The organism is Bacteroidia bacterium, from assembly GCA_019695265.1.
Taxonomy (GTDB): Bacteria; Bacteroidota; Bacteroidia; order JAIBAJ01; family JAIBAJ01; genus JAIBAJ01.
On sequence record JAIBAJ010000204.1, the window covers coordinates 1 to 2,814 of the forward strand.

General features: G+C 33.7%; 4 protein-coding genes. 2 read left to right on the plus strand and 2 right to left on the minus strand.

The window, feature by feature from the left end:
* Together K1X82_15320 and K1X82_15325 are read left to right on the plus strand one after the other, a co-directional pair.
* Positions 1-378, plus strand: a 378-nt coding sequence (locus K1X82_15320; GenBank protein MBX7183481.1) for a hypothetical protein, incomplete at its 5' end; no start/stop codon positions are given.
* A gap of 3 nt (positions 379-381) precedes the next feature.
* On the plus strand, positions 382-1,140 hold the full coding sequence (locus K1X82_15325; protein ID MBX7183482.1) for an NYN domain-containing protein: 759 nt from the start codon (positions 382-384) through the stop codon (positions 1,138-1,140).
* Between the two features lie 88 nt (positions 1,141-1,228).
* Here the strand turns inward: K1X82_15325 and K1X82_15330 are convergent, their stop codons facing one another.
* On the minus strand, positions 1,229-2,140 hold the full coding sequence (locus K1X82_15330; protein ID MBX7183483.1) for a metallophosphoesterase: 912 nt from the start codon (positions 2,138-2,140) through the stop codon (positions 1,229-1,231).
* Positions 2,141-2,332: 192 nt separating this feature from the next.
* On the minus strand, positions 2,333-2,515 hold the full coding sequence (locus K1X82_15335) for a hypothetical protein (protein MBX7183484.1): 183 nt from the start codon (positions 2,513-2,515) through the stop codon (positions 2,333-2,335).
* Positions 2,516-2,814: the final 299 nt, after the last annotated feature.

Sequence of the window (2,814 nt, forward strand, 5' to 3'; positions counted from 1 at the left end):
TTTGCTGAATTTCAAAATGAATGTTTACGAAATCCTGATTTAGATAAAAAGATTGACCTGGAGTTTTCAAAAGAATGTAACTCTAACGAACAATTAATTATTGATTATCGTCTTGGATTCAAGTTTGTAAAAAATGCTTTCCACATCTATTTGAAAATCTCGGACGAAGTGGCCATCGAGAGATTGAAAAAAGCCAATCGAAACTTTGAAACGCATGATACATTACTTCAAAGGAACGATTCATTTAAGAGGCAATTTCTTATATCCTACGGTTTAGACTTTACCCTTCCTAAAAATTACCACCTGGTAGTTGATGTTGAGCAATTTAAGAATGCAGAAGAAATTGTGGATTTTATTATAAACCATTTAAAAAAGTAAATAATGAACACTCAATTAAAAATAGCCTTACTAATCGATGGTGATAATGTGCATTGCATAGCAATTGAGTCGATTTTGTGTGAAATTGAGAAGTTTGGATTAATTGTCACGAAAAGAATTTATGGAGATTGGTCTAAACCCCATTTGGGTTGTTGGAAAGAGCTGGTGAATAGGCATAATATTAAAACAATTCACAAATTTTCTTATAGCAAAGGCAAAAATTCAACTGATTCGGCCTTGATAATTGATGCTATGGATATTTTGCATACCAAGTTGGTTAGTGGGTTTTGCATTGTTTCAAGTGATAGTGATTTTATTGGTTTAGCACAAAGGATTAGGGAGGAAGGTTTATTTGTTATGGGTGCCGGCAAGATTGACACACAAAAAAGTATGGTAGAATCATTTGATCACTTTTATAAAATTTCAAATCCAGTGTCAATAAACCTTGATAATGCTAGTACCCAAAATAAGGAAGAGATATTAAATAAAAAGGAAACTATTTCCAAAGAGACATTACTTCCAATTCCTGAACCTGATTTAATAAAAGCATTTGAAAAGATTAGAGAAAAACACCCCGAAAATGTAACATTAAGCAGGCTTTCAAATGAATTACGAAACCTAATTCCAGGTTTTAATCCTAAAACTTATGGATGTTCGAACTTAAAAAAACTTTACGAGAAAATGAATAAAGTTTTTCAATTAGAATTTTTGGAAGAAAACAGTGATTATAGAGTACAAACAAATTATGGTTTGGGACAATAACTGATATTGCCCAATAATGTATAACGAAAATATGGCTGGAAAAGGAATTATGGTTCCAAAATAACCATTCCATTTCCGGCCATATATTTTAAACAACTACCAAATTTCCCTTATCCAATATCTTTTCCCCAGAAAACCTATAGGCCACTAAGTTCCCACCCTTTGCTACACTATAATCCAAGCAGCAAATATTTGGTTTGAAAAATTGAGGTATGCCCTTTAGCCAATAATGACCGAAAAAAACAATTTTTGAATCTTCATGGTAATAAGCAAAGGAATCCAAGCTGTTTAATTCTAATGGAGTTTCAGTTAAACTTTCAATGTCTTCCATGCTATAGGTTTTATAAGTCATTTTGGTTGGATCCTCCCACCACTTGGTCCTAAATTCATGTCGTTCTGTTCCATCTTTGTCTTTAAATTCTTTTCCAATCGGCAACTTCATTTCTTTTCCTTTCAAGGTTAGATCAACAGCTTTGTAGAGCGGACTTCCTTTTTTGGCTGATTCATAAATGAGTTCATCGGTCAAACAGCCATTGAACAGTTTGTTTTTTAAAAAAGCAATGGTGGTTTCGTCCCAGCAAGCATGAACTGCTCTAAAGTTTTCAGTTTCATAAAAGAGTGGGAGGGATTTAAACCATTCCAAATAATCCTCATATTCAGCTTGCCTGTTATGAAACTGTCTCAGGGTTTCATAATGCTGGATAATATTCTTTATCAAATGTTTCCGCAAATGTCCCCCTTCCGACTCCTGAAAATGGAAACAAAGGGCATTATATTCATGGTTTCCCATTAAGGCAATGGCATTTCCACTTTCTACCATGCTTCTCACAATCTGCAGGGTTTGTGGTATTCGAATACCCCGATCAATATAGTCTCCAATAAAAAAGACTTTTCTTTCTGGATGCGAATAGACACCATTATCCTTCTTGTATCCTAGCTTTAATAATAGTTCTTCCAGTTTGTCGGCATAGCCATGAATATCTCCAATAAAATCGTACATGATTTAGGTATTTATAAATTTCAAGTATAAACTTTTTAAAGTAAAAAGCTTAAATAAAAATTCTCATCACTTGCCTAGCCTCTTAAACGCTATAAAAAGGGGGCTAAAAAGCCAATCCATAAATTAAAATTTCCAGAAATATGGTTAAATGGTATCATGCAGTTTCAATGTTAAATATTTAAGCCTTTAATTCTATTTTTTCAATAAAAATTGCCCCAATTTTAAATTCACCTTCCGTAGCGCCATGGAATTGTAAATGGCTGAAATACAGTTACCTGTGCTATAAATTCTCCGATTTTCAATATAGCTTTCAATATCAATTTCAATAGGGTTTTCAATACCATTTTCAATAAGCGCTTCAATAGCAATGTTCAAACAATTTTCTTGAAAAATGGGTTTTCGTTCGTAAAGGAACAAAAAAAGAAAAAGTGCAGTGCTGTGTAAGCAAAGGAATCTTGAAGGTTTAGCGGTTAAAGAAAATGGAACTATTAGAAATTAGTATACCAACGTTCAATAAACTGTCCCCTTTACCGTCCCCAACAAAATAAAAAACCCTCGTAAGCACAAATCCTACAAGGGTTTCTGTTTTATTGGTGTACCTGGGACGGGAGTTGAACCCGTACAATCGCAATGATTATCCCGACTTTTGTCGGGACGTGTCTACCAATTCCCTT